General features: G+C 35.4%; 35 protein-coding genes and 1 tRNA gene. 29 read left to right on the forward strand and 7 right to left on the reverse strand.

The genetic code is table 11. The features are described from left to right. Nucleotides 1-27 precede the first annotated feature (27 nt). Entirely contained in the window at nucleotides 28-1,386 is a 1,359-nt protein-coding gene (locus tag DWZ69_RS01390; RefSeq protein ID WP_117999403.1) for a uracil-xanthine permease family protein, read from the forward strand. Between the two features lie 326 nt (nucleotides 1,387-1,712). Here the strand turns inward: DWZ69_RS01390 and DWZ69_RS01395 are convergent, their stop codons facing one another. Then, complete coding sequence (locus DWZ69_RS01395; RefSeq protein ID WP_118435758.1) at nucleotides 1,713-2,348, reverse strand: Crp/Fnr family transcriptional regulator; 636 nt, start codon at nucleotides 2,346-2,348, stop codon at nucleotides 1,713-1,715. A 393-nt stretch (nucleotides 2,349-2,741) separates the two neighbouring features. Between DWZ69_RS01395 and DWZ69_RS01400 the strand changes: the two genes are divergently transcribed. The 6 genes from DWZ69_RS01400 to DWZ69_RS01425 all read left to right on the forward strand — a co-directional run bounded on the left by DWZ69_RS01400 (nucleotide 2,742) and on the right by DWZ69_RS01425 (nucleotide 8,102). Beyond that, nucleotides 2,742-3,284 carry a nitroreductase family protein gene (locus DWZ69_RS01400; RefSeq protein ID WP_117999405.1) on the forward strand — a complete coding sequence of 181 codons (543 nt, stop codon included), beginning with the start codon at nucleotides 2,742-2,744 and terminating at the stop codon, nucleotides 3,282-3,284. A 56-nt stretch (nucleotides 3,285-3,340) separates the two neighbouring features. Further along, the gene (gene pflB / locus DWZ69_RS01405; RefSeq protein WP_117999406.1) at nucleotides 3,341-5,413 is read left to right on the forward strand and encodes a formate C-acetyltransferase; all 2,073 of its coding nucleotides are present in this window, start codon (nucleotides 3,341-3,343) and stop codon (nucleotides 5,411-5,413) included. A gap of 25 nt (nucleotides 5,414-5,438) precedes the next feature. Continuing rightward, on the forward strand, nucleotides 5,439-6,206 hold the full coding sequence (pflA, locus tag DWZ69_RS01410) for a pyruvate formate-lyase-activating protein (protein ID WP_117999407.1): 768 nt from the start codon (nucleotides 5,439-5,441) through the stop codon (nucleotides 6,204-6,206). Nucleotides 6,207-6,218: 12 nt separating this feature from the next. Continuing rightward, nucleotides 6,219-6,461 carry an autonomous glycyl radical cofactor GrcA3 gene (gene grcA3, locus DWZ69_RS01415; protein WP_117999408.1) on the forward strand — a complete coding sequence of 81 codons (243 nt, stop codon included), beginning with the start codon at nucleotides 6,219-6,221 and terminating at the stop codon, nucleotides 6,459-6,461. Nucleotides 6,462-6,667: 206 nt separating this feature from the next. Further along, the gene (locus DWZ69_RS01420) at nucleotides 6,668-7,972 is read left to right on the forward strand and encodes an ATP-binding protein (RefSeq protein WP_118435760.1); all 1,305 of its coding nucleotides are present in this window, start codon (nucleotides 6,668-6,670) and stop codon (nucleotides 7,970-7,972) included. A 57-nt stretch (nucleotides 7,973-8,029) separates the two neighbouring features. Then, nucleotides 8,030-8,102: transfer RNA gene (locus DWZ69_RS01425), tRNA-Gln, on the forward strand. Nucleotides 8,103-8,314: 212 nt separating this feature from the next. On the opposite strand, the gene DWZ69_RS01430 is transcribed toward DWZ69_RS01425, so the two are convergent. From DWZ69_RS01430 to DWZ69_RS01440, 3 genes are all read right to left on the reverse strand, one after another. Next, complete coding sequence (locus DWZ69_RS01430) at nucleotides 8,315-8,836, reverse strand: manganese catalase family protein (protein WP_118435761.1); 522 nt, start codon at nucleotides 8,834-8,836, stop codon at nucleotides 8,315-8,317. A 62-nt stretch (nucleotides 8,837-8,898) separates the two neighbouring features. Beyond that, nucleotides 8,899-10,350, reverse strand: a complete 1,452-nt coding sequence (locus DWZ69_RS01435) for a recombinase family protein (RefSeq protein WP_118435763.1) — start codon at nucleotides 10,348-10,350, stop codon at nucleotides 8,899-8,901. 193 nt (nucleotides 10,351-10,543) lie between these two features. Further along, complete coding sequence (locus DWZ69_RS01440) at nucleotides 10,544-10,786, reverse strand: hypothetical protein (RefSeq protein ID WP_118435765.1); 243 nt, start codon at nucleotides 10,784-10,786, stop codon at nucleotides 10,544-10,546. Between the two features lie 126 nt (nucleotides 10,787-10,912). Here DWZ69_RS01440 and DWZ69_RS01445 point away from each other — a divergent pair, with 126 nt between their 5' ends. Beyond that, nucleotides 10,913-11,101 (forward strand): helix-turn-helix transcriptional regulator, encoded by a 189-nt coding sequence (locus DWZ69_RS01445; RefSeq protein WP_118435767.1) that lies wholly within the window; start codon nucleotides 10,913-10,915, stop codon nucleotides 11,099-11,101. Nucleotides 11,102-11,341: 240 nt separating this feature from the next. Here the strand turns inward: DWZ69_RS01445 and DWZ69_RS01450 are convergent, their stop codons facing one another. Beyond that, the gene (locus tag DWZ69_RS01450; RefSeq protein WP_118435769.1) at nucleotides 11,342-11,704 is read right to left on the reverse strand and encodes a helix-turn-helix transcriptional regulator; all 363 of its coding nucleotides are present in this window, start codon (nucleotides 11,702-11,704) and stop codon (nucleotides 11,342-11,344) included. 578 nt (nucleotides 11,705-12,282) lie between these two features. On the opposite strand from DWZ69_RS01450, the gene DWZ69_RS11985 reads away from it, so the two are divergent. Continuing rightward, entirely contained in the window at nucleotides 12,283-12,447 is a 165-nt protein-coding gene (locus DWZ69_RS11985; RefSeq protein ID WP_158573338.1) for a hypothetical protein, read from the forward strand. Here DWZ69_RS11985 and DWZ69_RS11990 read toward each other — a convergent pair. Next, complete coding sequence (locus DWZ69_RS11990; protein WP_158573339.1) at nucleotides 12,444-12,602, reverse strand: hypothetical protein; 159 nt, start codon at nucleotides 12,600-12,602, stop codon at nucleotides 12,444-12,446. The genes DWZ69_RS11985 and DWZ69_RS11990 overlap by 4 nt on opposite strands. 110 nt (nucleotides 12,603-12,712) lie before the next feature. On the opposite strand from DWZ69_RS11990, the gene DWZ69_RS01455 reads away from it, so the two are divergent. Both DWZ69_RS01455 and DWZ69_RS01460 read left to right on the forward strand, forming a co-directional pair. Next, nucleotides 12,713-13,066: a hypothetical protein gene (locus DWZ69_RS01455; protein ID WP_118435771.1), complete on the forward strand. Its 354-nt coding sequence runs from the start codon at nucleotides 12,713-12,715 to the stop codon at nucleotides 13,064-13,066. Nucleotides 13,067-13,358: 292 nt separating this feature from the next. Next, the gene (locus DWZ69_RS01460) at nucleotides 13,359-13,535 is read left to right on the forward strand and encodes a helix-turn-helix transcriptional regulator (RefSeq protein ID WP_158573340.1); all 177 of its coding nucleotides are present in this window, start codon (nucleotides 13,359-13,361) and stop codon (nucleotides 13,533-13,535) included. Nucleotides 13,536-13,572: 37 nt separating this feature from the next. Here the strand turns inward: DWZ69_RS01460 and DWZ69_RS01465 are convergent, their stop codons facing one another. Further along, nucleotides 13,573-13,770, reverse strand: coding sequence for a hypothetical protein (locus DWZ69_RS01465; RefSeq protein ID WP_118435775.1), 198 nt, complete (start codon nucleotides 13,768-13,770; stop codon nucleotides 13,573-13,575). Between the two features lie 94 nt (nucleotides 13,771-13,864). On the opposite strand from DWZ69_RS01465, the gene DWZ69_RS11995 reads away from it, so the two are divergent. The 18 genes from DWZ69_RS11995 (at nucleotide 13,865) to DWZ69_RS01545 (ending at nucleotide 26,795) form a co-directional block, all read left to right on the forward strand. Continuing rightward, entirely contained in the window at nucleotides 13,865-14,014 is a 150-nt protein-coding gene (locus DWZ69_RS11995) for a hypothetical protein (RefSeq protein WP_158573341.1), read from the forward strand. Between the two features lie 58 nt (nucleotides 14,015-14,072). Beyond that, the gene (locus DWZ69_RS12000) at nucleotides 14,073-14,210 is read left to right on the forward strand and encodes a hypothetical protein (RefSeq protein WP_158573342.1); all 138 of its coding nucleotides are present in this window, start codon (nucleotides 14,073-14,075) and stop codon (nucleotides 14,208-14,210) included. 220 nt (nucleotides 14,211-14,430) lie between these two features. Further along, nucleotides 14,431-14,733: a hypothetical protein gene (locus DWZ69_RS01470; RefSeq protein WP_118435777.1), complete on the forward strand. Its 303-nt coding sequence runs from the start codon at nucleotides 14,431-14,433 to the stop codon at nucleotides 14,731-14,733. Then, the gene (locus DWZ69_RS01475) at nucleotides 14,730-15,017 is read left to right on the forward strand and encodes a hypothetical protein (RefSeq protein ID WP_118435779.1); all 288 of its coding nucleotides are present in this window, start codon (nucleotides 14,730-14,732) and stop codon (nucleotides 15,015-15,017) included. Before DWZ69_RS01470 ends, DWZ69_RS01475 begins: the two co-directional genes overlap by 4 nt. Continuing rightward, entirely contained in the window at nucleotides 14,992-15,306 is a 315-nt protein-coding gene (locus DWZ69_RS01480) for a hypothetical protein (RefSeq protein ID WP_118435781.1), read from the forward strand. The genes DWZ69_RS01475 and DWZ69_RS01480 overlap by 26 nt, the downstream gene beginning before the upstream one ends. 16 nt (nucleotides 15,307-15,322) lie before the next feature. Then, nucleotides 15,323-15,580, forward strand: a complete 258-nt coding sequence (locus DWZ69_RS01485) for a hypothetical protein (protein WP_118435783.1) — start codon at nucleotides 15,323-15,325, stop codon at nucleotides 15,578-15,580. Between the two features lies 1 nt (nucleotide 15,581). Then, complete coding sequence (locus DWZ69_RS01490; RefSeq protein WP_118435784.1) at nucleotides 15,582-16,073, forward strand: hypothetical protein; 492 nt, start codon at nucleotides 15,582-15,584, stop codon at nucleotides 16,071-16,073. Between the two features lie 11 nt (nucleotides 16,074-16,084). Next, nucleotides 16,085-17,488, forward strand: a complete 1,404-nt coding sequence (locus DWZ69_RS01495; RefSeq protein ID WP_118435786.1) for a ParB/RepB/Spo0J family partition protein — start codon at nucleotides 16,085-16,087, stop codon at nucleotides 17,486-17,488. After that, nucleotides 17,481-17,681: a hypothetical protein gene (locus tag DWZ69_RS01500; RefSeq protein ID WP_118435788.1), complete on the forward strand. Its 201-nt coding sequence runs from the start codon at nucleotides 17,481-17,483 to the stop codon at nucleotides 17,679-17,681. The genes DWZ69_RS01495 and DWZ69_RS01500 overlap by 8 nt, the downstream gene beginning before the upstream one ends. Before the next feature lie 62 nt (nucleotides 17,682-17,743). After that, complete coding sequence (locus tag DWZ69_RS01505; protein WP_118435790.1) at nucleotides 17,744-20,254, forward strand: DNA methyltransferase; 2,511 nt, start codon at nucleotides 17,744-17,746, stop codon at nucleotides 20,252-20,254. Between the two features lie 18 nt (nucleotides 20,255-20,272). Next, the gene (locus tag DWZ69_RS01510) at nucleotides 20,273-20,668 is read left to right on the forward strand and encodes a hypothetical protein (protein ID WP_118435792.1); all 396 of its coding nucleotides are present in this window, start codon (nucleotides 20,273-20,275) and stop codon (nucleotides 20,666-20,668) included. Then, on the forward strand, nucleotides 20,669-20,998 hold the full coding sequence (locus DWZ69_RS01515; RefSeq protein ID WP_118435794.1) for a hypothetical protein: 330 nt from the start codon (nucleotides 20,669-20,671) through the stop codon (nucleotides 20,996-20,998). Between the two features lie 66 nt (nucleotides 20,999-21,064). Then, nucleotides 21,065-21,466 carry a hypothetical protein gene (locus DWZ69_RS01520; RefSeq protein ID WP_147364240.1) on the forward strand — a complete coding sequence of 134 codons (402 nt, stop codon included), beginning with the start codon at nucleotides 21,065-21,067 and terminating at the stop codon, nucleotides 21,464-21,466. Between the two features lie 216 nt (nucleotides 21,467-21,682). Then, nucleotides 21,683-22,414: a hypothetical protein gene (locus tag DWZ69_RS01525; RefSeq protein ID WP_118435798.1), complete on the forward strand. Its 732-nt coding sequence runs from the start codon at nucleotides 21,683-21,685 to the stop codon at nucleotides 22,412-22,414. A 9-nt stretch (nucleotides 22,415-22,423) separates the two neighbouring features. Then, complete coding sequence (locus DWZ69_RS01530; protein WP_118435800.1) at nucleotides 22,424-22,639, forward strand: hypothetical protein; 216 nt, start codon at nucleotides 22,424-22,426, stop codon at nucleotides 22,637-22,639. Between the two features lie 177 nt (nucleotides 22,640-22,816). Beyond that, a complete protein-coding gene (locus DWZ69_RS01535) occupies nucleotides 22,817-23,329 on the forward strand; it encodes a hypothetical protein (RefSeq protein ID WP_118435802.1) in 513 nt (170 codons plus the stop codon). After that, the gene (locus DWZ69_RS01540) at nucleotides 23,322-24,704 is read left to right on the forward strand and encodes a phage terminase large subunit (RefSeq protein ID WP_118435804.1); all 1,383 of its coding nucleotides are present in this window, start codon (nucleotides 23,322-23,324) and stop codon (nucleotides 24,702-24,704) included. The genes DWZ69_RS01535 and DWZ69_RS01540 overlap by 8 nt, the downstream gene beginning before the upstream one ends. A 3-nt stretch (nucleotides 24,705-24,707) precedes the next feature. Next, nucleotides 24,708-26,795 (forward strand): hypothetical protein, encoded by a 2,088-nt coding sequence (locus DWZ69_RS01545; RefSeq protein WP_118435805.1) that lies wholly within the window; start codon nucleotides 24,708-24,710, stop codon nucleotides 26,793-26,795. Nucleotides 26,796-26,799: the final 4 nt, after the last annotated feature.

The following is a 26,799-nucleotide window of genomic DNA, read 5'->3' on the forward strand; positions in this document are numbered from 1 at the left end:
CAAAATGTATAAGGGAGGATTTTGACAATGTCAAAAGAAAAAATCAATGTCGGTAAGGAACCGGTATATGATGCAAGAAAATTAGGTTACGGCAAAATGGGCGTTCTTGGTTTTCAGCACATGTTTGCCATGTTTGGGGCAACAGTAACAGTACCACTTTTAACAGGACTTAATGTTCAAACAACACTTTTAATGGCAGGTCTTGGAACTTTATTATTTCATTTATTAACAAAATTTAAAGTTCCTGCATTTTTAGGCTCATCATTTGCATTCTTAGGCGGATATGCAACAGTAGCACCTATGGCAAAAGATGGTTCTGCAAATTTAGAAATGTTACCATACGCATGTTTAGGTGTAGTTTTTGCAGGCTTGCTGTATTTAGTGCTTGCATTATGTATTAAGTTAATAGGTGTTTCAAAAGTTATGAAATTATTCCCACCTGTTGTAACAGGACCTATTATTATTGCAATTGGTCTTTGCTTGGCACCATCAGCACTAAATAACTGTGTAACATGTTGGCCACTTGCTATTATTGCATTGGCAATTGTAATTTTCTTCAATATTTTGGGAAAAGGAATGACAAAGATTATTCCTATTTTATTAGGAGTAGTTGGAGCATATTTAATCGCTTTGATTTTCGGTAATGGATTTGGTGTTAGCTGGATTACACCAATTGACACAGACTCTATTGCAAAAGCAGCTTGGATTGGTTTTCCTATTGACTGGAGTCAGACAATTTTTGGTGGTGTAGATTATGCTGACACAGCAAAAATCACAACAGCATTAACAACAATGATTCCAATTGCCATTGCAACAATGATGGAACATATTGGTGATATTTGTGCTATCGGAGCAACAGTTGGAAAAGATTATATCAATGATCCGGGACTTCACAGAACTTTAATCGGTGACGGACTTGCAACATCATTATCATCATTATTCGGTGGACCTGCAAATACAACATACGGAGAAAACACAGGTGTTCTTGCTTTATCAAAAGTATACGATCCAAGAGTTGTAAGAATTGCAGCATATATTGCAATTGTATTTTCATTCTGCCCTAAGTTCGCAGCAGTAATCAATGCTATGCCAATGGGAATTGTTGGTGGTATTTCATTTATCCTTTACGGAATGATTGCGGCAATCGGTGTAAGAAACGTAGTTGAAGCCGGAGTTGATTTCCAGAAGTCAAGAAACGTAATTGTTTCAGCAGTAATATTTGTATGTGCTTTAGGAATTAACTTTAGTGACGCAGGTGCAGCAACATTTACAGTCGATGGTGTAACAATTAGCCTTTCAGGTTTAGCAGTTGCAGCTTTAGTAGGAATTATACTTAATGCAATATTCCCTGAAAAAGATGAAGTTAAGTCAATTGATTTAAAATAAAATCGAAAAACAAAGAGTTAAGCTTAACATATACTGATAAAAATATACAAAGTTAGGCTGAAGACAAACTGATAAAAATCAAGAATATAAAAAGTAAGTTAAGACATTCTGATAAAATTAAATATTTAAAAAGTAAGTTGAAGACGTACTAATAATAAAGAAAAGGTTCTACTTAGTTCTTAAATTTATAAAATGTATCAGAAAATTAGAATGAAAAATCTAATGCTGATATAATTTGATTAAATTAGAACACGTAGAATCTTTTCTCTATTTAATAAGAAATGTTTCCCTAGGGATACACAATTGAATGTTTATACAAAAACTTTCTACAATAATGTAATCTTTCTTTTTGAAACTTCTATAAGCTTATCTTTTCGCATTTTCTGTAATTCTCTGCTCATGGCACTTCGGTCTACGGACAAGTAGTCTGCCATATCACTTTTGGTAAAAGGTAATTCAAAAGTTTTGGAATTATTTTGTCTTGCCAGGATTTCAAAATAGCATAGAATACGTTCTCTAATGGAACGTTGGCTGAGAACTTCCAAATGCTCACATATTTGCTTGGTCTTATCCTGAATCATTAACAAAACATTACTTACAAGTTGGCTGTGGTGTGCGCAGGCTTTTTCACAACGTTTTATTAAATGTTCGTAATCAATGTATCTGATTAAACATGAATCAGTGGCTTCAACAGTAATAGTGTCTTTGGGAACATGAAAATAAAAAAGTCCGCCAAAAATATCCCCTTCATTTAAATTCTCTAAAATTGTTCTGGAACCGTTAGGAAGAATGTCGACTACGCACGCTGAACCACTTTCAACTATACCAATGCCTTTATTATCGCTGGCAAAAAAGGAAATAATCTCGCCGTTAGAATACTTTTTCGTAGTTGAATGAAAACAATGCATCATTGAAGTCTGAGATTCTTCGCTTATATTATAAAAAAGTTTACTTTTTTCCATAAATCACCTCATAAAAATACATTAATGTGAATAATTATTCTAAATAATTATGTATAATCTTACAAAATTTATATAGAAAAAATATAACAAAAAAATAAAAAAGTTGCAATTGCAACAGAAATAAAAAATAAATTCTTTATAATTAAAATTGTAAAGTAAGCATATGCAGAAATACTAACACTTATTGAAGAATCTTGCACTATTTACATAGTGAAAAAAAGAAATTTGCATTAACAAAATATTCATCGTTTTATGATTGCAAAACCATTTATAAAGTGTTATATTATTCACAGTTAGTGAAAATGACGTTTTATGTGTGTTACTGCGTTTATTCGACGCACAAGTCATTAAGTTATCACGTTATACTAACTAGAATATAATGGAGGTGAACTTATGGATACTATTACATGCATAAAAACAAGAAGAAGCATTAGACAGTTTAAGGAACAGGAAGTTACAAAAGATGTTCTTGAAGATATAGTACAAACTGCTTCATTTGCTCCATCTTGGAAAAACACACAGACTACCCGTTATATTGCCATAACGGACCCTAAAGTCAAAGCCAGATTGGCAGAGGAAGGTTGCAAGGATTATCCTTTTAATCAGAAGAATATTAATACAGCACCTGCAATAATTGCAACTACAATTGTTGACAAACGCTCGGGCTTTGAAAGAGACGGTAGTTATTCTACTGTTCGTGAAGATAACTGGCAGGCATTTGATAATGGAATTGCTACACAGACATTGTGTTTGGCAGCTCACGAGAGAGGCTTGGGGACAGTTATAATGGGCTTGTATGACATTAACAAGGCAGAAGAAATCTTAGAAGTTCCGGAAGGACAGAAGCTTATGGCTTTAGTTGCTGTAGGTTATCCTGATGAAGAACCGGTTGCTCCAAAGAGAAAGACCGTAGAAGATTTACTTACGTTTCGTTAGTCATTCACTAAATAAATTATTAAGCTTTACATTTATTTTTAGGAGGAAAAAAAGAGATGAGAGAAGAATGGAAAGGATTCAAAAACGGCGCTTGGGAAAAAGAAATCAACGTCAGAGATTTTATCCAGAAGAACTACGAACCATATGATGGTGATGCTAGCTTCTTAGCAGGACCAACACAGAACACAACAGATTTATGGAATCAGGTACTTGATCTTCAGAAGAAAGAAAGAGCAGCTGGTGGTGTTCTTGATATGGATACAAAGGTTGTATCAACAATCACATCACATGGTGCAGGATATTTAGATAAAGACAAAGAAACTATCGTTGGTTTCCAGACTGATAAGCCTTTCAAGAGAAGCTTACAGGTAAACGGTGGTATCCGTATGGCTATGAAGGCTTGTAGCGACAACGGATATGAAGTAGATCCTGAAGTTGTAGACTTTTATACAAATTATAGAAAAACACATAACGCTGGTGTATTCGATGCTTACACACCAGAAATCAGAACATGTAGAACAAACCATATCGTAACAGGTCTTCCTGATGCTTACGGACGTGGACGTATCATCGGTGACTACAGAAGAGTTGCTTTATATGGTGTTGATACACTTATCGTTGACAAGGAAGCACAGAAGGCTTCTACACCAACAGAAATGAGACCTGACGTTATTCGTGATAGAGAAGAATATTCAGAACAGATTAGAGCTCTTAAAGAATTAAAGGAATTAGGTAAGATTTACGGATTCGATATTTCAAGACCAGCTCAGAACGTACAGGAAGCTATTCAGTGGTTATACCTTGGATACTTAGCAGCAGTTAAGGAACAGAATGGTGCAGCTATGTCACTTGGACGTACATCAACATTCATCGACTGCTTCGCTCAGAGAGATTTAGCAAACGGAACATTCACAGAAGAACAGATTCAGGAATTCATCGATCACTTCATCATGAAGTTAAGATGCGTTAAGTTCGCAAGAACTCCAGAATACAACTCAATCTTCGCTGGTGATCCAGTTTGGGTTACAGAATCAATCGGTGGTGTAGGTATCGATGGACGTCACATGGTAACAAAGACATCATTCAGATATCTTCATACATTAGAAAACTTAGGTGCAGCTCCAGAACCAAACTTAACAGTTTTATGGTCAACAAGACTTCCAGAAGAATTCAAGAAGTACTGTGCTAAGATTTCTATTGATTACTCATCAATTCAGTACGAAAACGATGACTTAATGAGACAGTACAATGGTGATGACTATGGTATCGCTTGTTGTGTATCTCCAATGAGAATTGGTAAAGAAATGCAGTTCTTCGGAGCTAGAGCAAACCTTGCTAAATGTTTATTATACGCTATCAATGGTGGTGTTGATGAAAAGACAAAAGTACAGGTAGGACCAAAGTACAGACCAATTACAGCAGAATATCTTGATTATGATGAAGTAATGGATAGATATGAAGACATGATGAAGTGGTTAGCAGGAGTATATGTAAACGCTCTTAACATTATCCACTACATGCATGATAAATATTCATATGAAAGAATTCAGTTAGCATTACATGATGCTCACGTTAAGAGATGGTTCGCAACAGGTGTTGCAGGACTTTCAGTAGTAGCTGACTCACTTTCAGCTATTAAGTATGCTAAGGTTAAGGCTATCAGAGATGAAGATGGTCTTGTAGTAGATTACGAAGTAGAGGGAGATTTCCCTAAATATGGTAACGATGATGATAGAGTAGATAGTCTTGCAGTAATGATCGTTGACAAGTTCATGGGTTACTTAAGACAGAACTACACATACAGAGATAGTGTTCCTACACAGTCAATTCTTACAATTACATCAAACGTAACATATGGTAAGAATACAGGTAACACACCTGACGGAAGAAAGGCTGGACAGCCATTTGCACCAGGTGCTAACCCACTTCATGGTAGAGATACACACGGTGCTGTATCATCACTTGCATCAGTTGCTAAGATTCCATTTGAAAACGCTAGAGATGGTATCTCAGATACATTTACAGTAGTTCCAGATGCTCTTGGTAAGGATTGCCAGGTATTCACAGGTGATTTAGATGCTGATGATTTAGGATTAGACATTGATGATCTTATCAAATTACAGCAGTAATTATTAAAAATAGAGGAAATTCAGAATGACAACAGGAATAATTCATTCAATTGAAAGTTGTGGAACAGTAGATGGACCAGGAGTAAGATTTGTAGTTTTCTTTAAGGGATGTCCTATGAGATGTGCATATTGTCATAATCCGGACACATGGTCAATGGCAGGTGGAACAGAGATGACAGTAGATGAAATTCTTGAACAGTATGAGAAGAAACGTCCTTTTTATAAAACCGGTGGAATCACTGCAACAGGTGGAGAACCAATGGTACAGATAGACTTCTTAACAGAACTGTTTGAAGAATCACACCGAAGAGGAATTAATACCTGTCTGGATACATCAGGTGTAACTTTTAAACCTGATGATCCGGAATATCTGAAAAAGGTAGACAGACTACTGGCGGTAACGGATTTGGTTATGCTGGATATTAAACATATTGATCCGGAAGAACATAAGAAATTATGTAAACAGCCAAATGATAATATTTTAGCCTTTGCCCGTTACCTAGATAAAAAAGGCATAAAGATTTGGATAAGACATGTTGTAGTTCCACATATAACTATTAATAAGAAATATTTATATGAACTTGGACTTTTTATTGGTCAGTTAAAGATGGTAAAAGCATTAGATATTTTGCCTTACCATGATATGGCAAAGAAAAAGTACAAGGAACTAGGTATTGAATATCCATTGGAAAATATAGAGCCAGCCACAAAAGAGATGGCGTTGGCTGCAAAGAAAATAGTGCTTGAGGGATTCAGAGAATCTAGAATTAAACTATTAGAAAAAGAGAAATAGGAGGTAATTAAAATGGCAGCAAGTGCAAAACAGGTTGATAATTTAGTTTCTTTAATAGACGGATATGCAGAAGAAGGAGGATATCATCTTAACGTTAATGTATTAAACAGAGATACATTATTAGATGCTCAGAAACATCCAGAAAACTATCCTCAGCTTACAATCCGTGTATCAGGATATGCTGTAAACTTCATTAAGTTAACAAAAGAACAGCAGGATGATGTTATTAGTAGAACATTCCACGGAAGTCTATAAATAGCAGTTTAATATGTACGTATTTGCGAAGATGCGTATTATTGTAAAGAGGTCGGCGTATGCTGACCTCTATTACTTTAAATTCACAAATTTATAAACGGATATATATGCATTTATGGGCAGAAAAATTAATATGCACATATGCATTTTGTATAAATAATAGGGAGAAGTATATCTAAATCAATAGAAAAGAATGAGGCGAAGAAATGTATAATATTGTATCAAAATTAATTATATATGGTGATATGGATAAAGATTCAATTTTAATGAAATTGAGTGATATTATAAGAAAATATAAGGAAACAGATTATAAGAAAGATGAAATTATCACCGAATTATATTGTCAGGTTAAAAGAATTTTAGAAGTGTCAACAGATTATGGCTTTGATGATAATTTATGGCACAATTATCTTACATATTTGTTAATAACAGATGAAAATCCTTTTAGCTTAACTTGTGAAAAAATTGGTGCAAATAATGGAAGCGTAAATCATTTTGCTGAAAATGATTTTAAGCAGTTTAAAGCTTTATTCGATTATGATTTTACATCGATGGAAGAAGATTTAGGAATTGATTGTTTTAAACAGTTATCAAATTATAAGGCAATTGGAAAACCTGAATTAATGTATAACAAAAATGTAAGCGAAAAAGTAAGAACATTAAGTAAGAAGCTTGAACAGTCAAAAGATGAAAAAGAATTTTTTGAGCATGTTACAAATTTCTATAAGGATTATGGTGTTGGAATGTTTGGTTTGAATAAGGCATTCAGAATAACGGATACAGTTCCTTTCAAATTCCATGCAATTAATAATATGGATAAGGTAATGCTGGATGATTTAGTTGGCTATGAAATTCAAAAGAAAAAGCTTGTTGATAACACAGAAGCTTTTGTGGAAGGGAGAAAGGCAAATAACTGCCTTCTATTTGGTGACAGCGGTACAGGTAAGTCAACAAGTATTAAGGCTATTGTCAACCAGTATTATGACAAAGGCCTTAGAATGATTGAAATATATAAGCATCAGTTTAAGGACTTATCGAATGTAATAGCAGCAATAAAAAACAGAAACTACAAGTTTATTATTTACATGGATGATTTATCATTTGAAGAATTCGAAATTGAATATAAATTCCTAAAGGCGGTTATTGAAGGTGGCGTGGAAACAAAACCTGAAAATATTTTAATATATGCTACATCAAACAGACGTCATTTAATAAAAGAAACATGGAACGACAGAAGCGATGTTCAGGTTGATAATGGTATACACAAATCAGATACAATGGAAGAAAAATTATCATTGGTTAACAGATTTGGTGTGACAATTAATTATTCTAAACCAAGTCAAAAAGAATATTTTGAAATTGCAATTAAATTGTGTAGACGTTTAGGTGTTGAACTTTCTGATGACGAAATTAAGGCAGAAGCAAACAAGTGGGAACTTAGCCATGGTGGAATTTCAGGTAGAACAGCACAGCAATTTGCAAATTATTTAGCAGGACAAGAAAAAAAATAAAAAAAGTGCTTGCATTGTTTCCGACATTGTGATAATATACTCTCTGTCGCGAGACATTGGCCCATCGCCAAATGGTAAGGCACTGGACTCTGACTCCAGCATTTTCAAGGTTCGAATCCTTGTGGGCCAGTTTTAAACCACATGATTAAGTTCATGTGGTTTTTTGTGCAATAAAAAAAAGGCTCTAAGCTTTACTGAAACGCAAAACTTAGAACCGTTATAGTTCATATAATATGAACTTAAACTAGATTATACCATTATATTTATACATCTTATGACTTTGAAAGTTAATTTACTACTTATCTTTTTATGCAGTTTATAGTTTGAAAATTAATTTATAGCTTATCTTTTTATACAACTGCTAGGATTAACTGCGTAGAAATTCTTTTTATCCATTTCTTCAGTAACCATTCTGAGAGCTTCACCAAATCTTTGGAAATGAACGATTTCTCTTTTTCTTAAAAATTTAATTGGATCAGCAACTTCGCAATCTTTTACCAAAGATAAAATGTTATCGTATGTTTTTCTTGCTTTCTGTTCGGCAGCCATATCCTCTACTAAGTCAGCAATAGGATCTCCTGATGACTGAAATTCAGTAGCTGTGAAAGGCACACCACCGGCAGATTGAGGCCATACGCCAAGAGTATGATCCACGTAGTATTTTTCAAATCCGGCTGTGTCAACTTCATCGCAAGGTAAGTCCTTAACAAGCTGGTGAACGATAGTTCCCACTATTTCAAGGTGTGAAAGTTCTTCACATGCTATATCATTTAAAAGTCCTGCAACTCTAGGATTTTTAAAAGTGAATTTCTGAGACATATATCTGAACGCTGCGCTAGCCTCACCATCAGGACCACCATACATCAACAACGTATAATACACCTCGCAACCCACGATAAATAAAGGGATTGCGGGTGTTTTTTTGCTTAGTCATTTATGTAGAAAAACATGGAAATTGAATCTTCTTTCTTGTTGTAGACGATTTTTTCCACTACACTGGCAAGAGCATCATGCTTTTGAACGTCTGTTGATGTTTCGCATTCAATAATCTCTTTTGCCGAGCGTATCTTTTCTATGAGTTTGTTTTGAATATCGTCAGGTGTAGCAGCAGAACATTGCTCAAGCATAGCGTTTAAATTTGTACGTTCATTTGCAAGTATTTCTTTATTGGCTTTGTATTCCTCTAATGTGTCTATTCCGTCTCTATATGCCTCTTTTATTCGTTCCTCTTTCATAACAAGTCTGCTTAGTTTATCTTCAATAAGTTTTTTCTCGTTATTATCGTCATTATTTGAAGAGTGAATTTCATAAGTTACTTCACCGGTGGCAATAACTTTATCCAGTGCTTCAAAAATAGCAGGCTTAAGAGCAAACTCATTAGTTGCATGTGATACTGTGCAGGCTGCATGATTGTATCCTGTACACTGAAAATAAGTGTTGCCCTTTTTGCTGGTTGAACATCTAACAAGACGTTGCCCGCACGCAGAACACACAAGAATACCTGAAAGCCAATGCTTATATGTACTTGTTGGTCGTTTACCTTTAGCATGATAGGTTGATTTGTCACGTTCCTGCGCTGCATTAAACAATTCTTCAGGAATAAATGTTTCGTGTGTGCCTTCAGTAACCACCCATTCTGATTTATCTTTAATCCTGCGTGTTGCATGATCCGTTTTATTCCAAATGATTTTGCCGTTGTAAAATTCGTTTCTGATAATGTAAGCCACTGTTCGGTTTTGAAATTTGCCACCACGTTTGGTTTTATAGCCAAGAAGATTCAACGCATTTGCTATCTCCCAAAAAGACATTTGTTTATTGACGTACCAGTCGAATATCTTTTCCACTATTGGAGCAGTGTCCGGATTAATTACCGGGACACCATCATGCATTTTGTAACCAAGTGGCGGATCTGAATTGTAACCACCTCTTGAAGCACGTTCAGTCATTCCACGCATAACTTCTCCGGAAAGATTAATTGAGTAATATTCATCCATCCATTCAAAGATACGTTGCACAAGTTCACCAATAAATCCATCAGGAATAGGTTCTGACACTGAAACAACGTCAACACCCGCTTTTTTGAGCAAATTCTTATAAACTATTGCTTCTTCCTGATTTCGGGCAAAACGGCTGAATTTCCACACCAAAATAACATCAAAAGGATGTTCGTCACTTTTGGCTGTTGCTATAAGCTCCTGAAAGGCAGGTCGGTTTTTTGCTTTTCGTCCTGAAATACCATCATCCTGATAAATAAATTTCTTAGGAATAACTATTCCGTTCTTTTTGGCATAGTCAAGCCCAAGACGTATTTGTGCATCAGGAGAGTATTCTGTCTGATCATCTGTTGATACTCGTATATATAGTGCTCCTGTTTTCATAGATTGTACCACTCCCTTAAAATTTTATGTATATAAGTGTATAAAAATAACACCTAGCCATACTTGACCAGATGCTATTTTTAATGGTACAATCTAGTTGCGATTTATGATGATTGTATCATCTCTGGGCTGGTCTTGTATGGGCTGGCTCTTTTTATTTACCATTGCGGTGAAGTCACCGATATGCTATTAGTTATTCAGTAGGTGGCGAACAAACACTACAAGGATCATAACCCTCATCAATAGCATCTGTTAGAGATATTTCAATTGAACTATGTTTTAAATAACGACAACCTTCCTCATGATATTTAGTTCCAGAATTAGTAATATAAACAATAGTGTCATCAGAAATATCTGAATCTGTAGATTTTCCACCACATCCAGTTAAAAATAGAGCAAAGCAAATTAGTAAAAAACTTTTTTTAATTGTTTTCATATTGTTACCTCGTTTAAATAGTAAACTGATAACGGTATAGTTACCAAATATTTCCAGTAAAAATCTCCAATAAATCAAGTATAATCTTATTAAGAATTATATTAACAAATGATAAAGGGAATGGATATGGAAATACTTATATGGCAAATGCGCACAGCAAGAGGGTTAAGTTGTAGGCAACTTGCATGTCTTACTGGGTTGTCTAAGTCTACAATTAACAACTTAGAAAATCAAAAGAATTCACCAACGTTAGATGAACTCAATATTATTTCAAAGGCACTTCACTGTAAAATATCCGACTTGTATTCAGAATAGCACAAAACTAAACCGAAATGTTAATAGTTACATAAGTGTCCATATATTTGGACGAATGACTCAAACCTATTGCTTATTCCCAAATATTGGATAAAATGAAAGAAAAACTAGACAAGGGGACAAGCAAATGGAGAAAGAAAAAATTAAGAAACAAATCATTCAAATGCTCAACAAGATGAACAACTTGCAGCAGTTGAATGAAATTTTCAAAATCACACATCATTTTTTTATAAAGGAGCGTTAATGCTCCTTTTTTATATTTGAAATGTATTTTTTAATAACTGATCTTTCTTCTTTGGATAACTTCAAATATTCAAAGATGATGGATTTCTCATACTCATCTAATTCATATTCAACACACAGCTCATCAAGTGTTGTTTCCGGTAAATCCACAAAAGGCTCACCGTCACCTTCCGTCAGCCAAAAGTAGTTGACATGATATTCACGACAGATAGCTTTAAGCATGCTTTCAGGAATATTGTTCACGCCCTTTTCCCAACGATTAACAGCGCTTCTTTGAACTCCTAACTTTTCACCAAAGGCTTCCATTGAAAGACCTAGCATATTTTTTCTTAATTCTTTAATTCTTTCCTGTATAGTCATATATTTTAGCCTCCTTCCTTTAATTCTTAATTCTATTTTACCATAGTAAATTCGAAAATCAACAAAAAATGTTTCTGTAAGATACAAAAAACTGTTGACAAAGTAAATTAAAGAACGTATGATGTAAATACAAGAAACAAAAAGGCGACAGAAAGGAGAGAGAAGTGGAGAAAACAAAAAACTGCTAGGAGCGTCATTCCTAACAGTTAAATGCTAAATTTGTTGACCCAATATACTCCGCAGGCTTTCGCCACATCTGATGACGCCAAATGTTTCTTAAAGTATTCCGTCACTTAAGCAGTTTTAGTTCTGCTGTAATTATGTAAAAAAGATTAGTAGCCCATTAGTTGACGGAAGAAGGGGAGCAGGTATAACAGTGGAATTTTAACGAGTTCAGTTCTCCTGTCTTTTAACGTGGACGAGCACGACGCTGTTATATCTGCTTGAATCCCCTAATTATGGGAACGGGGCAAAATCAAAAGTTTGGTCAAAATGATCAACTCCTTTCCTGCCCTATATGGGTAAGAAAAATATAACATTTAAAAGGAGTAAAAGCAAATCAGGAAGGAGAGAGAAAAATGAAAAAGATTGAAATAACAGAAAAGTTAGAAGCAATTTTTAAAGAAGTGAGCAACAAAACAATAAAAGCCTTAGAAAAAGAAAAAGGCAATCATATCAGTAAGAAAACAGAGAAAATGATTGCCTTATGCCTAACACTAAGCAATTATGTAGAGAATTTTTAAAGAAATTGTTTAGAATGCTCAGCATCTTTTGATGAAGAATTTTCGGCAATAACAGTAAAGGCACATTTGTTATTGATGTTTAAAGCACAAGTTGTAGTACATGCGTTATCCGAAATCTGTGAAGTTTGATTTTTAAAAGGGCATGTTTTCATCATTGTTTGTCACCTCCTATAAAGTTACTCGGTGCTGGAACACCTGTAAGTAAATTATACAAAGGGAAAAAGTAACAGGCAATATGAAACATCTAAGGAAGGAGATAAAGCAAATGAGAGAAAAAATATATGAAAAGGAAAGAGAAGTAAAAAGCATGTATGAAGATATGGCAGCACTTCACACATACGGCAGATATTTGGAAGAAATGTACCAGGAAGAGGAAGATGAAATAAAGAAAAATGCTCTCTATTTCGCAATGAATGTGATGGGAATTAAAGAGTATCAGGCAAAGACAGATACACAGGATATGGTAATAGCCAACTTGCAGACACAGTCTAAGAAATTGGAAAAGTATTACATAAAGCATGAAAGAAAGTTGGCAGGAATGAATGTAAAGATACTGGCATTAGTAATTACACAAATTATAGTCGCAGTAAGTTTAGTATTAGTGACAATAATGCGATAAGAGTTGTTAAGGAATATGGAACCCAAAAGTTAATGGTGCTGTTTTGACGTTGCTGAACATATGCAAGACCTTGTGGAGTAGTAAAAAAATGAGAATACAAATCAGTATTTGGATTCCATATGGTGGTTTCGTAATATTGATAGGTTTTATTTTCAGATTCAGCTAACAGCTTGGTCTCAATAAAGTTCAAATCATGTAGTAGATTAAGAGCAATATAAACATCTGATGGTGCCAGATGATTATATAAGGGGGAATGGGAAACTGTTCCCCAAAAAAAGGAAGGAGGCATCAAATGGAAATATCTGAAATAAGAAAGAAAGCCGGATTAACACAAAAGTCTTTAGCAGAGAAAATGCATGTAACTAAAAAGACAATTAATAATTGGGAATCCGGAAGAGTAAAGATACCATTTGCACAGTTAAATCTGCTGTGTCAAATATGTGGAACTGATTTTGAAGAAATAAAATAAGGTCGTATATGCGGGAACATATACAACCTTACTCAAATTAGTTGATGTCAAATGTAAAAGGCTTAATAAGCCCTTCACCTGAACGTTTATTGATATAGTAGTCAATTTCAGTGATTCTTGCATTTAAATCCAATAGCATAAGAAACAAATCATATGGAATTTGGTTCTTGCAGCAAGGACACACCGGATGGTGGGGCAAAGAAAAAGAATTGCCACAACTACATTTGATGTTCATAGCAAAGCCTCCTTTCTGTAAATTTATACAGAAAAGGTTATCAAAAAGTAGAAATTAATTACACCCCCCCTTGAATTAGAAAGGAGAAAAGCCAATGAGTGAAAGCAAATTCAACGAAGAAAAGCAGGACGTAAGGGAAATGATAGAAAACATTAAACAAATGTCTGACATTGATAAGGCAAAAGTACAGGGAGTAATGCTTGGAATGAAGATGGCAAAAGAAACTCCGGGAAAAACAGCATAGCAAGAGACAGGCAGAAGAAAACATAAGATTAAACAAGAGATAAGGAGAGTGATGGAATATGAAAGTCATAATCTATGTTAATCATAAAGGCCAGAGATATAACTGGGATGAATTAACAGAAGAGAAACAGAAAGAATTTACAGCAAAATTAAATAAGCAGACAGCCAATGCACTTGGCTACAAAGAAAAGAAATAGAGCAACAAGTCTAAGGACATAAGGAAAATATTTTTATTCACGAAAAAAGCCAAAAGGCAGAAAGGAGAAAGCAAGTGCGTTCCTGAAGGAGCAGCTACATAACCAAAACCCAATTGTTAAGTGTTTTTCATAATAAAATCCTTTTTAGTTTTTTAATATTTTGTTTAGTTAAGTAGTAACCGTAGCTGCTCCGTCAGGAGCGCATTTGTAGAGAGTACCAATGTCAAAGATGAAAAGTAATTTAGTAGATTCAATGGAATACTGCATTGAGTGTGGAAGTCCATACGCAGAGTGTCACCATGTATTCTTTGGTTCATTCCAAAAGAAGTATTCAGACATATTCAAATTTTATCTGCCATTGTGTGCAGAGCATCACAGAGGAAAAAACAGCCCACACAAGAACAGAGAAAAGGACTTGGAATATAAAAAGATGGCGCAGAGATACTTTGAGGAGAACATTGGAGACAGAAAAGACTTTATGCTGAATTTTGGTAAGAACTATTTATGGGAGGAAGAAGAATGATACACGTAGAGAGAAGTGAGATGAACATAACAGGTTCTCCGAAAGAAATGCTGGCAGAGGGAATTATAGCAGCAGTTGGAGCAATCAGACTAGCCGAAGAAATAGGAGGAAAAGAATATAAGGAAGACTATATCAAAAATATATTGAAATATGCAGATAATGACACAATGGAAATCACCAAATGGAATACAACTGTAAAGAAAAAAACAGAAAACGAAAGTGAAGAAACTAAATTAGAGAAAAGGAGAAAATTCATCAATGGAAACAATGAAGATAGAAGATAGATATGTGGGAGATATAAAAGAAAAAAAGATTGACAGCATCAATTTAAGAAGCCGTCAACCCTCAACAAAAGCAACTACAGTATACCACGATACCAACACAGAAATCAAGACAGTATGCAGATGTAAAAATGTAATATTGGCAGCAGTTTTATTTTATCTGATGTATTATACCGGATTCATAACAACTAAAGGAGTGTCAGACACTGTTGCAGCAGTTCTTGATTTTGAAATTGCATTTTGTTTGTTTATGGAATGGTTAGATAGAAAAATAGTTAAGTTTTTAAGTTGATTTAGGAGGAATTGAAATGGAACATCAGGGAGCATCAAGCACCGGAACATATTATAGAACTTTTGAAGTGAGTTGTATCTACAGTGGGAACACGAGAAAGTACAGTGTGACCTTTGAACCGAATGGGAAAACAATCGAACAGTACAGAAGTAAATTTATGCGTGAAGAGTGTGATTGCCTTAACTGTTCCCAGAAACGAAAAGACAGAGAAAAGATTATTAAGGCACTAAAGAGAGACAGAGCATACAAGGAGTTAAGCTTGCTAGGAGAATAAAATGGGAAAGACAGCACAAATAATGGAATGGAACAACGAATATGAACAATATTCAGAAGAGGAAATAAAAATGATTAAGCATCTTCCAATGAAACCGGGAGAGATAATGGCAAGATACAAGAGAAGTGCAGCAGGAAAAGAAGAAAGACTGAAACTGCTGGCAGAACTTAACGGATGCAGTGAAAACGAAATAATAATGATTTTGGAAATGGAAGGGCTTAAGCTGGAAAACAAAAAAGTAAAAGAAAAAGTAAAGAAAAAAAGAAAGGAAAGAGCAATGACAGAAACAGCTACGCAAAGAAAGATTACAGAAAAAGAACAGAAAAGAAAAAAGGAGATTAAAGAAAAGGTACCCGCAATCGTATACAACACAATAGATATTGAATATAAGCGAGTTAATGAAAGAATTGAAGTATTAAAGAAAGAGCTGGATATTGCAGAAAAAACACTTGTGCAGTTTGCAGATTTTTTAGGAACACATGTAAGTGAGTAAAGGAGAGAAACATGAAAATAAAAAACATAGAAATCAGAAAAATACATAGCCACCCGGACAATCCACGTAAGGATTTAGGAGACATTACGGAATTGTCACAGAGCATTGCCGAAAATGGAATAATGCAGAATCTGACTGTAGTTGAAAGAGAAGACGGAGAATATACGGCAATCATTGGTCACAGACGATTGGCGGCAGCACTTAAAGCGGGACTTGATACAGTACCTTGTGCAGTTGTAAAGATGGACGAAAAGGAGCAGCAGAGCACAATGCTTTGTGAAAACATGCAAAGAAGTGACCTGACGGTGTATGAGCAGGCACAGGGATTTCAGATGATGCTTGACCTTGGCTCGACAGAAGATGAAATTGCAGAAAAAACAGGATTCTCAAAGCAGACGGTTAAGCACAGAATTAATTTGGCAAAACTAGATCAGAAACTTTTGAAAGAAAAGAATGCAGATGAAAACTTCCAAATGACACTAAAAGACATGTATGAGCTGGAAAGGGTAGATGATATTGACAAAAGAAATGAAATTCTTTCAAATGCAAATGATTCTTTAAATTTAAAATATTTAATTAATGATTATTTAAGGCGTAAGGAAAGAATAGTAATAAACAAAAAAGTCATTGAATTGCTGAAAGAGTTGATTCCTGAAATTGAAATTATTAATGCAAAAGAAGGTAGCAATTACCAATGGGAAAGTGCAATTTTTGTTGAAACACGAAATGCAACTGATGAGGAAATGAGGAAAATTGTAGAAACAAAGATAAATAAAATAGATCAAAGTAAATGTGAAGAAATAGTTGCATATGAACAGTATGACCAGATATACATAAAATCAAAAAAAGTTGAACAGGAAAAAACAGCTGAAGAAACCCGAAAAGATGAATTACGCAAAAAAAGAGAAAATATCATTAACGAATTGAAAGATTGTTCAGAGGCAGTAGTTAGTAAATCGTCCGATTTTATTGAAGACATTATTCTTGGAAAATATGAACTGAACCTTAAAGAAATAGGAATAACAGAAGAAATTTATATTTCAAAAATGTGGAAAATGCTGACAATGTATGGTCCGGACATATCAGAGGATAATTTAGCGACAAATCTTGAAGATATATACGATTACCGAAATATGGAAATTCCTGAAGATGATGAATTCTTTTATGAGAAAGTTGGCAATATGCCTTTAATTCAGCAGATGTGGTTGGCAATTAGTGAGTGTACTTTACAAATGGCAATGTATGATTCATGGAGTGGAAAGTATAGGGAAAGACGGGCAGAGAAATATTTATATGTATGTGACATGTTGACAGCATATGGTTTTTCCCTAGATGAAGATGAAGAAAATATTGTTAAGGGTAACTGTAATTTAATAGAAGAGCTTAAACAGATAGATAAGGAACTAAATGGATAAATTTAAAATGATTTATAACATTCTCACCGATATTTGCAAAGTGGCATTGAAACATAAAGATGCCACTTTAAATGACGATACGGGAGGGAAGATGATGGAAGAATTTAAAACAGCATTTGTAAAATACCCGGAGCAAGAGCATAAGCTGGCTGTGGCTATTGCAGATGCAGTAATGAAATACTTATTTGATTAAACAATATTAAGAAAGGAACAGAACTCTGGCCAGGGTGACGATATATCAGTTCCTTTAGAAAAATGAATTATTTAGAATTTTTAAAAAGCAAAATAGACATAGCAAAAGATAGTGGATTTGAAGTAAAAAAAGAAGACATTAACCCAATATTAAAACCACATCAGAGAGATGCGGTAATGTGGGCAATCAGAGGTGGCAGAAGAGCATTGTTTGAATCTTTTGGACTGGGAAAAACAGTTCAGGAAATAGAGTTTTGTCACCAGATTATAAAAAACAAAGGTGGTAAAGCATTGATAGTTTTACCACTTGGAGTAAAGCAGGAATTTACACATGATGCTGTAGAGGTATTAGGGTATCAAAAACCCGAGTATGTGAGAAATATGGAAGAGGTAAAAAAAGCACAAAGCAATATTCTTATAACTAATTATGAAAGAGTTAGAGATGGGAACATTGAGCCTACATATTTTAAAGCCACATCCTTGGATGAAGCATCAGTATTAAGAAGTTTTGGAAGTAAAACATATCAGGAGTTTTTAGATAAATTCAAAGGTGTTGAATATAAACTTGTAGCCACAGCCACACCGTCACCAAACAAATATAAAGAGTTAATTCATTATGCAGGATATTTAGAAATAATGGACACGGGACAGGCTTTAACAAGATTCTTTCAAAGAGATAGCACAAAGGCAAACAACCTGACATTATATCCAAATCAGGAAGATGAGTTTTGGTTATGGATAAGTAGCTGGGCTTTGTTTTGCACCAAACCATCAGACTTAAACAGTGAATATTCTGATGAAGGATATGAGCTACCCGAGTTAAAAGTTAACTGGCATGAATTACCGATTGATTATGGAGAAGAATCAGATAAAGACGGACAGATGGTAATCTTTAATGAAGCTGCAGCAGGACTAAAAGAAGCATCTAAAATAAAGAGAGAAAGCATAGATGCACGAGTTAAAAAGATGAAAGAAATCATTGAAGAAAGTCCGGATGATCATTTTCTTTTGTGGCATGATTTGGAAAATGAAAGAAAAGCCATAAAAAAAGCAATACCGGAAGCAGTAGATATATACGGGTCACAGGATTATGACATAAGAGAGCAGAGAGTAATTGACTTTTCAGAAGGCAGGATAAAGATATTTGCAACAAAAAAATCAATATCAGGGTCAGGATGTAACTTTCAAAAGCACTGTCATAGAGAAATCTTTTTAGGTATTGATTATGAATTTAATGATTTCATTCAGGCAATTCACAGATGTTACAGATTCTTACAAAAAGAACAGGTAGTCATTGACATTATATATATGGAAAATGAAAGTGGCATAAAGGAAGCACTTGAAGAAAAATGGAAAAATCACAATCATATGGTTGCAAAGATGATTGAAATTGTAAAGAAATATGGACTAAATCAGGAAACAAAAGCTCACGGATTAAATAGAAAGATTGGAGTAAAGGCAGTGAAAGTTGAAGGTAATTATTATACAGCAGTTCATAATGACTGCGTTGAAGAAGTTAGAAACATGCAGGACAACTCAGTTGACTTAATACATACATCAATTCCCTTTGGAAATCATTATGAATATTCGGCAAATTATAATGATTTTGGACATAATCAAAATACAGAAAGATTTTTTGAACAGATGGATTTTTTGACACCTGAACTTTTACGTGTGTTAAGACCGGGAAGAGTTGCAGCAATTCACGTAAAGGACAGAGTGTTGTTTGGAAATGCAACAGGCACGGGAATGCCAACAATAGAACCTTTTCATGCAGATTGTATATCCCACTATAAAAAACACGGATTTCAATACTTTGGAATGATAACTGTAGTAACAGATGTTGTAAGAGAAAATAATCAGACATATAGATTAGGCTGGACAGAACAATGTAAAGACGGCTCAAAAATGGGAGTAGGCTGTCCTGAATATATTTTATTGTTCAGAAAATTACCAACAGATAAATCAACAGCATACGCAGATGTACCGGTAGCAAAGACAAAAGAAGAATATACAAGGGCGCAGTGGCAGATAGATGCACATGGATATTGGAGAAGCTCAGGTGACAGACTTGTAACCAAAAAAGAAATAGAAGAAGCGAATATCAAGGATTTACAAAAGATATATCGTGAATATTCAAGAGAAAATATCTACAATTATGATGAACATGTAAGACTTGCTGAACAGTTGGATAAAGAAGGAAGACTTCCGGCTGTGTTTATGGTAGTAGCTCCCGGATCATGGAACAACCTTGAAGTATGGGATGATATTAACAGAATGAGAACGTTAAACACTCAACAGTCAAGACGTAGAAAACAAATGCACGTATGCCCTTTGCAGTTGGATATTGTTGAAAGAATTATAAACAGATATTCAAATGAAGGTGACCTTGTGCTTGACCCTTTTGGAGGTCTAATGACTGTACCAATGACAGCCGTAAAAATGAACAGACGTGGTTATGGCATTGAACTAAATGAAGATTATTTTAGAGATGGTGTTGGATATTTGCAGCAGGCAGAACAGGAAAGAGATTCACCGACATTATTTGATTTTTTCGGAATAGACAACAAATAAAGAAGCGAGGGAATAAATATGAAGTTATCAAAAGAAGAAATGGCAAGAAGAGAGGGAATGGCTTATGCGTTAAAAGTTGCAAAAGAAAAAGGAATATCAGGACTTGAATCTGAACTAATAATGAGAAATGCATTAAATCTTCCACTTAGAATTTCTCAAAAGGATATGAAAACATTTAGCAATAATGTAAAGATGAACACTATAGATACAGTCATGGTGTTAATGGCGGTTACATTACATGATGAGTTTGGTTTTGGTCCCAAAAGAGTTCAAAGAGCAATAAATAGATTGCAATTCAAAGCAGATTGTGTAACAGAGAATTATTCAACAATGCAGGAGCAGATAAACATTATAAAAGAAGAACTCAACATAAATCTTGGAATACGAAAGAATGATAAGGATGTGAAGATATAAGTGGAAGAAATCAAGTACGTTGTATGGAAATATGGAGTATATTTTGAAACTTTGACTAAACGTGAGATTTTAAGAAAGTATGAGCTAACGGAAAGCGAATTTGCCAAAAGATACCCAAAGAATAGAAATTATAAATATTCTTTCAGTAAAACAAAGGATAAGTACGCAGGAAGAAATCTAAAACCGGAATTAATTAAATGGATGAAGGAATGGGATAATACTTGCGAAGCAATTAAGGATAGAAAAACAAACCCGAAGAAAAGAAGAGGTGTGACAGTGAGAGTAATCAGCAGAGATGATGTAAAGGGAGGCAGAAGAATGTGGAATTGATATGGAGACTGAAAGAAGAGACTTGAGGACAGTGATTAAATAAAAAATGTTAAGAAATGTTAAGGAGTGAGAGGAATGTTAAATATTGAGAAATACAAAAAAATACTGATAGATACAGAAGTGATAAACACAACAAAACTAGCTGTCCTAAATGATAAGCCTGTAGAGTGTAGAGAATGTCATTGTGGCAAATGTGATTTTGGAGAAAAGGGAGATTGTAAACCATATATAGAGGAATGGTTGTTCTCCAAATACGAAGAACCAGAAGTTGATTGGAGCAAGGTTAAGGTTGATACACCGATTCTGGTTAGAGATTATGAAAGCAGTGAATGGACTAAAAGATATTTTGCTAAATTTGTAGATGGAATAGTTTGTGCGTGGGTGGATGGAGCTACATCTTGGACGGCGAGTGGTGAATATGATGTGAATTCTTGGAATTATGCAAAGCTAGCAGAAAGTGAGGAGTAGATTATGAGCAGAGAAATAGAACAAATTTGTGAAATAGACAAACTGTACCAGGAGCAGGCAGCAGAACTAATGAAATTAAAAAAAGATAATTAGATAAAAAAAGAGTTTTCTTCCTATTAGAAGGAAACTGTAAAGCATAGATATAAGCGAGGTGAGAGTCCTCGTTTATATCTTGATATTTATATTAACTTTATGACCATTAAGGAGAAAAAACATATGCACATGATAGAGAAAATATTCAGATTCGGACATTCAGTTGAAATAGACAGATGCCTTGCTCCGAACTTTGGAAAAAAAGGAGAAAAGAGACAAAGACGTAAAAAGCCAACAGCCGAACAGATGAAGGAGCATAATAGAAAAATTGCAGAGAAGAAATTAAGAAGACTGATTAAATGTAACTTCACAGAAGATGATTGGCATTTGACATTGACATACGATAAAGATAACAGACCTACAGCAGAGCAGGCGCATAAGTTTTTGCTCAACTTCATCAAGTGCATTAGAAGATATTGCAAGAAGCATAATTATGTTTTTAAGTATGTTCACATTACTGAATATGAGGGTGTTGCAATACATCACCACATCATCATCAACAATTTTCCTGATGTGCAAAGAGTTGTAATCAAGAAATGGAAATATAACACTAACTGGTCACCACTGTATGCGAATGACAGAGTAGAAGAATTAGCAAGCTATCTCATTAAGGAAACCGACAAGACATTTAGAACAGCCAAGGCAGGAAAACAGAGATATTCGTGTTCAAGAAATCTTGAAAGACCTGAACCTGATGAAATCAGACCTTGCAATCTAAAGAAATTATCACCTAATCCAAGAGTACCAAAGGAGTATAGGGATAAATACATAATTGACGTTGACTATTGCTACTATGGAATCAGCAACAAGACCGGTTATCCGTCACAAACAATAGTGCTTAGAAGAATATCGTAAGGGGTGTAAATGAAACAGGAAAGTAAGGCATTGCAGGTCAAGTGTCCTTTTTTCAAGAACCTACAGAAACAGAAAATCTACTGTGAAGGTGTTTGTGATGACTGTACCAGCACTATACAGACATACAGAAATAACAAAGACAGAGACAAGCAGTTGGATATATTCTGTTGTAAGCATTTTGAAAAATGTGAGATTTATCGTGCAATAGAGGAAGCAAAATATTGAATACATTCACATAGAACAGACAGGTTTAACCCTGAAATGGGGTAATAGTAGAAACACTGTCTTTTTGTCGTACCAAAAACAAGCCAAAAAACAGTAAAAATTTTTCCCGGATTCAAGGGGGGTGTTATTGCCCCTCTTTTTGTGTGTAAAATTTTAGCAAAAAGAAAGGGGAAGCACATGGCAAAGAAAAAAGAGATAAGAGACGAAGACATATTAAGTCTTATAAAGACTGAATATGTATCTGATCCGAAAATGTCGTATCGGAAGTTGGCGGATAAGTATAATTTTCCCCTGAAAAAGATAGCTGCAGCAGGCAAGGAAGAAAACTGGAAACAGAAGAGGGTACAACTTGGGGACAAAATTTTCAAAAAAACCATGAATAGAATTTCGACGAAAAAAGCAGATGAATTTTCACGTGTTATAAACAGTGCCGGAAGGATGCTCGGAGTGATTGAAAAGGCAATGGATGATGAAAAACAGTTCAACCGCTATGTACTGTCGGATGGAATTGAAAGCACAGAGCAAATTTACGACAAAGTAGACACCAGAGCAGTGAAAGACATGACAACAAGCCTTAAGGAACTTGCAAACCTTGTGGCATTTGTCAAAAACGAACAGAAGAACGCAGCAGATACGGATAATGACGTAAAAGTAGTATTCGAACAGGAGGAAGAGAACAAAAATGGCTAATGTAACACTTAAATTACCCAAACCACAACCAAAACAGGTGGAATTCTTGAATTGTACGAAGAAATATGTGGGATATGGTGGCTCACGAGGCGGAGGAAAGAGCTTTGCAGTCAGAATCAAGGCTATAATAATGGCTCTTAACTACAGAGACATAAAGCAACTGATAATCAGGCGAACATTTCCAGAGTTGAAGAAAAATCACATTGATAATTTTAACAAATTATTACAACCACTCATTCAGGCAAAATTATGTAAATATAACTCAACAAATAAAGAGTTTAAGTTTTGGAATGGTGCAACAATATCATTTATGTACTGTGACAAGGAAAAGGACACAGATAAGCTCCAGGGGGCAGAATATGACATCATATACATTGACGAGGCAACGCAGTTGACCGAAAAAATGATGAAGGACATTACAGCCTGCTGTAGAGGTGTTAATGATTACCCAAAGAGAGTGTACTTTACCTGTAACCCGGGAGGAAGAGGACATGCATACATCAAGAGAATTTTTATTGATAAAAGATATGTTGATGGGGAAAACCCGGATGATTATGAGTTCATACAATCAGGTGTAAAAGATAATCAGGCATTAATGAAACACAACCCTGAATACATAGCACAGCTTAAAGCATTACCACCGGCAAGACGTAAGGCTTGGCTTGATGGCTCGTGGGATGTATACGAAGGACAGGTGTTTGAAGAATTCAGGGATTCACCTAAACATTACAAGGACAGACAGTGGACCCACGTTATCAATCCGTTCGAGATTCCGAAAGGCTGGAAGATATACAGAAGCTATGACTTTGGTTATGCAAAACCATTTAGTTGTGCGTGGTGGGCTGTGGACTATGACGGCTGTATGTACAGAATAATGGAATATTATGGCTGTAAGGCAGAAGAGGAGAACGTGGGCCTTAAAATAACGGCAGACAAGCAGTTTGAAGAAATAGCAAGAATTGAAAATGAACACCCTTGGCTTAAGGGAAAGAAGATAGAAGGTGTAGCAGACCCTGCAATATGGGACACATCAAGGGGAGAGAGTGTTGCGGAAACAGCAATGCGTTATGGAATCTATTTTGAACCTGGAGACCATAAGAGAATAGCAGGCTGGATGCAGTTACATTATCGATTACAGTTTGACGACAATGGCTACCCAATGATGTACATCTTCAAGAACTGCAAGGGATTTATCAGAACAATTCCTGCACTTGAATATTCAGAAACCAATCCGGAAGACGTTAATTCAGATCAGGAAGACCACATTGCAGACGAAACAAGATATTTTTGTATGATGCGACCAATAAGTCCGACAATAACAGTTAAAAAGCAGGTACGTTTAGAAGACCCATTAAACATGTTTAACAAGGAGTAACAGATGAATTATTTTGAGAAAAAGAAAGCGAGAAAGAAAGTGAAGAAAGCAGAAAAGGAATTAAGAGACCAGACTTACACAGATACAATGACACCATCAAGTGACATGGTAATGTCTGACAGGGAAAGAATGGTAAGTGAAGCAGCAGTTCAGCCGATAGGCAGAAAAGAGATTATGGAAGCAACCGCCATAATGCTTAAATACAAGAATGGTAAGGCAAACACTGAAAGAAGAATCATTGAGAACGAACAGTGGTGGAAGAGAAGACACTGGGAAGAAATCAGAAGGCAGGACAACAAGACAGATGAAGCAGAACCAACATCAGCGTGGCTGTTTAACTGCATAATGTCAAAGTATGCTGACTATATGGATGCTTATCCTGAACCGAACATACTACCAAGGGAAGAAGGAGACAAACAGGAAGCAAAGAAACTGTCGTCAATAGTACCGGTAGTGTTGGAGCAGAACGGATTCAAAAAGGTATACTCAACAAAAAACTGGAAGATACTAAAAGATGGTGCGGCAATCTATGGTGTATTTTGGGATGGAAGCAAGTTAAACGGACTTGGAGACATTACAATCAAGAACATAGATGGTTTAAATCTCTTTTGGGAGCCGGGGATAACGGACATTCAGGACAGTGAGAACGTATTTCACGTCAATTTGGTTTCAAACTCCAAACTGGAGCAGATGTACCCACAGCTTAAAGGCAAGTTAGGTGGAAGAGCAATAACAAAGGCAGAATACATCTATGATGACAACATTGACACAACAGACAAGACACCGGTTATTGAATGGTATTACAAGAAATGGCAGAACGGAAGAAACGTTGTACACTACGTTAAGTACGTGGGTGAGGAAGTTATATATGCATCAGAAAATGACACAGAAAGACCAACAGAAACAGCAGAGCAGCAGTTGACAGATCCTGAAACAGGTGAACCAATGGTAAATCCTGAAACAGGTGAAGCACTAACGGAAGTAACAGAGCAGGAAACAGGAGAAGAAAGTATTGCGGAACGTGGTTGGTATGATCATGGTAAATATCCTTTTGTGGTTGAAGTAATGTTCCCAATCGAAGGCAGCCTTTATGGCTTCTCGTACATAGACATATGCAAAGAACCACAGAAGTACATAGACCTTTTAGATCAGGCTGTATTGAAAAATGCGTTAATGAACGCAACACCAAGATGGTTTGTAGGACAAAACGCAGAAGTAAACGAAAAAGAGTTTCTTAACTGGAGAAAAAGCCTTGTACACGTAACAGGTAATCTTGATGAATTAAAACTAAGACAAATACCGGGACCAGAAATGAATGGTTCAGCAATTCAGAAGATTAATGACAAGATTAACGAGATGAAGGAAACAACAGGGAATACAGATGTGGCAAGAGGAAATGTTGGTGGTGGGATAACATCAGGAAGTGCCATATCAGCATTACAGGAAAGTGCAGGCAAGACATCAAGAAGTCAGAACCTTATGGCTTATGAAGCCTACAGTGACTTAATAACAATGGTTATTGAATTAATAAGACAGTTCTATGACGTTCCAAGACAGTTTAGAATCCTGGGCAAGAAAGGATATGAGTATGTTTCATACAGCAATGAAAACATTAAGGAACAACAGCAGGAAAGCGACTTTGACGTTGAAGCAGGCTATAGAGTGCCAACATTCGACATTGAAGTGACAGCACAGAAAGCTAATCCATACTCAAAGAACAGTCAGAATGAGTTAGCATTACAACTTTACAATATGGGATTTTTTGCTCCACAAAATGGAGATGTTGCGCTTACGTGTCTTGATGCAATGGATTTTGCACACAAGGAAGATATTACATCCAAAATACAGCAGAATGCCACATTGTATCAGGAAAATGTTCAGTTAAAGCAACAAATGATACAGTTAGCAGCAGTTGTAGACCAGATAAAGGGAACAACAATGTCACAGGACCTTGCACAATCATTTAATGAGCAGGGAGATGTGGGAACAGGACAGACGGCACAGGAAGTATCACTTGAAGAGGACAGTGAGCATCCTTTTAGTGAGAGAGCAAGGGAACAGGCACAGGCAGCAACACAGGTAAATGAATAGGAGA

Source organism: Eubacterium sp. AF34-35BH (assembly GCF_003477765.1).
GTDB lineage: Bacteria > Bacillota > Clostridia > Lachnospirales > Lachnospiraceae > Eubacterium_G.